The organism is Vannielia sp. (genome assembly GCF_029212645.1).
GTDB lineage: Bacteria > Pseudomonadota > Alphaproteobacteria > Rhodobacterales > Rhodobacteraceae > Vannielia.
This window is the reverse complement of record NZ_JARGND010000066.1, coordinates 8,816-11,581: the sequence shown is the minus strand read 5'-3', so window position 1 is coordinate 11,581 and position 2,766 is coordinate 8,816. Positions and strand designations below refer to the sequence as shown.

General features: G+C 64.4%; 3 protein-coding genes. All 3 read left to right on the top strand.

Annotated features, from left to right (window positions below):
* Window positions 1-93 precede the first annotated feature (93 nt).
* Complete coding sequence (locus P1U55_RS14700; protein ID WP_301048382.1) at window positions 94-384, top strand: YggT family protein; 291 nt, start codon at window positions 94-96, stop codon at window positions 382-384.
* Between the two features lie 56 nt (window positions 385-440).
* On the top strand, window positions 441-2,501 hold the full coding sequence (recQ, locus tag P1U55_RS14695) for a DNA helicase RecQ (protein WP_301048381.1): 2,061 nt from the start codon (window positions 441-443) through the stop codon (window positions 2,499-2,501).
* An 86-nt stretch (window positions 2,502-2,587) separates the two neighbouring features.
* Window positions 2,588-2,766, top strand: a 179-nt coding sequence (gene yaaA / locus P1U55_RS14690) for a peroxide stress protein YaaA (RefSeq protein WP_301048383.1), incomplete at its 3' end; no start/stop codon positions are given.

Sequence of the window (2,766 nt, the reverse complement as noted above, 5' to 3'; positions counted from 1 at the left end):
CGTCACGGCAGGTTTTAACCCGGTTGCAACCAAGCCGCGCGATGAATACCTCTGTGACGGCCCACACGGGGCACAACCAAAGGACCGCTCGCTATGGAGATGCTCTACAAAACCCTCAACCTGCTGCTTGACGTGGTCTTCACCATCATGCTGGCGCATGTGATCATGAGTTGGCTGATCTCCTTCCAGATCCTCAACCTGCGCCAACCGCTGGTCTATAACATCTGGGACGGGCTCAATAAGCTGCTTGAGCCGGTCTATCGCCCGATCCGCCGTTTGCTGCCCGACACAGGTGCGCTTGATCTGGCCCCGCTGGTCGCCTTCATTATCGTCATCGCCCTGCGTAACATCATCCTGCCCGGCGTGTTCCAACAGCTGGTCTAGGCGCACGGCTCTTATGGCCGCTTGAAGCGCCCGGCCCGGCGGGGGTAGGTAGCGCTATGCTCGACACCGATACCCCCACCGCCCTGCTTGCCTCCGTCTTTGGCTTCCCCGAGTTCCGTCCCGGGCAGGAGGAGATCGTGCAGGCCGTGCTGGCGGGTGAGCCGACGTTGGCCATCATGCCCACCGGCGGCGGCAAATCGCTGTGCTTTCAGCTTCCCGCGCTCTGCCGTGAAGGGGCCACGCTGGTGGTTTCACCGCTGATTGCGCTGATGCGCGATCAGGTTGCTGCCCTCAAGGCGCTGGGCATCGAGGCAGGCGCGCTTTGCTCCGCCAACACCGAGGAAGAAAACGCCGAGGTATTCGATGCGATCGAGGCCGGGCGGCTTAAGCTGCTCTACATGGCGCCCGAGCGGCTCAATACCTCTGGCGCCGAACATGTGATCCGCCGCGCCGGGGTGCGCCTGATCGCGGTGGACGAGGCTCACTGCGTGAGCCAATGGGGCCATGATTTTCGCCCCGACTACCTGTCTATCGGCCCGCTCGCCGCTCGCCTCAAGGTGCCGCTCGCCGCCTTCACCGCCACCGCAGATGCCGAAACCCGTGAAGAGATCGTCACCCGCTTGTTTGGCGGTACCCCGCCGCGCAGCTTTTTGCGCGGGTTTGATCGGCCTAACATCCGCCTCGCCTTCACCGCCAAGGATTCGCCGCGCAAACAGATCCTTGCCTATGCCGCCGCCCGGCGCGGCCAGTCGGGCATTGTTTACTGCGGCACGCGGGCGCGCACCGAAAGCCTCGCCGCCGCGCTCTCTGCCGAGGGGCACACGGCGGTTGCCTATCATGGCGGCATGGAGCCTGAGCCACGCCGCTCCGTCGAGCGCCGCTTTCAGGCCGAGGACGGGCTGATCGTGGTGGCCACGGTGGCCTTTGGCATGGGCGTCGACAAGCCCGATATCCGCTGGGTGGCCCACGCCGATCTGCCCAAGTCTATCGAGGCCTACTATCAGGAAATCGGCCGCTCTGGCCGTGATGGCCTGCCCGCCGACACCCTCACCCTTTATGGCAGCGATGATATCCGCCTGCGCCGCTCGCAAATTGATGAGGGCCTCGCCCCGCCCGAGCGCAAAAGCGCAGATCATGGCCGCCTTAACGCGCTGCTGGGCCTTTCCGAGGCGCAGGGCTGCCGCCGGGTGCAACTGTTGGCCTACTTTGGCGAGGCGGCGGAGCCTTGCGGCAACTGTGACCTCTGTGAAAACCCGCCAGAGCTTTTTGATGGCACCGAGGCGGTGCAAATGGCGCTCTCGGCGATGCTGCGCACCGGCGAATGGTTTGGCGCGGGCCACCTTGTGGATATCCTCATTGGCAACCCAACCGACAAGGTGAAGGCCCGCGGCCATGATGAGTTGCCCACCTTCGGCGTGGGCAAGGCCCGCAAGCGCGGCGAATGGCAGGCGATCTATCGCCAGATGCTGGGCCATGATCTCGTGCGCCCCGATCCCGAGCGTCACGGCGCCCTGCGCATGACAGAGGCCGCCCGCCCCATCCTGCGCGGCGAGGCTCCTGTGACCCTGCGCAAAGATGCGATCACCCGTGCCACCGAAAACCGTCGCCCGGCTGTGAAAACGCTTGTGTCAGAGGAAGACGAGCCGCTGCTTTCGGCGCTCAAGGCCAAGCGTCGTGCACTGGCCGAAGCACAGCGCGTGCCCGCCTATGTGGTTTTCCCCGACCGCACTTTGATCGAAATGGTCGAATCCCGTCCCGAAACGCTTGACCAAATGGCACAAATCAGCGGCGTTGGCGCGAAAAAGCTGGAGCGTTACGGTGCCGAGTTTCTGGGCGTGCTCACCGGGGCCGCGACCCCCGAAATGCACCCAAAACGCCGCGCGCTTGCGGCCTCTGGAAAGGGCGAGGCGTTTGATCGCCTGCACGCCGCCGCGCACCAGCTTTACCGGGGCGAGGCGGGCACCGAAAAACCGCTGTCGTGTGACACCACCCTGCTGCGCCGCATCGTTGAGCGCGCACCCACCAACCACGATGATCTGGCCCGTGTGCAGGGGATGAATGACGCGCGGCTTGAACGGTTCGCCAATGCTTTCCTCGCCGCCCTGGCCGCTGAGTAGCGGTTTTTTGTAGGAGTGGCACGTCGCGCTCAACGGTCGCGGTAATCGCTGTTTTCCTTTTCTACGCCGCGATCTAAAACCATCCTATGTTGATTGTGATCTCTCCCGCCAAGCGCCTCGATTGGGCCAGCCGCCCCGAAGCAACCTCCACCGCGCCCGCCTTCCCCGAGGACGCCGCCAAACTGGCGCGCGCCGGGGCCAAACTGTCGCGCGAGGCGATCGGTAAGCTGATGGCCATTTCGCCCGACCTTTCCAAGCTCACCCA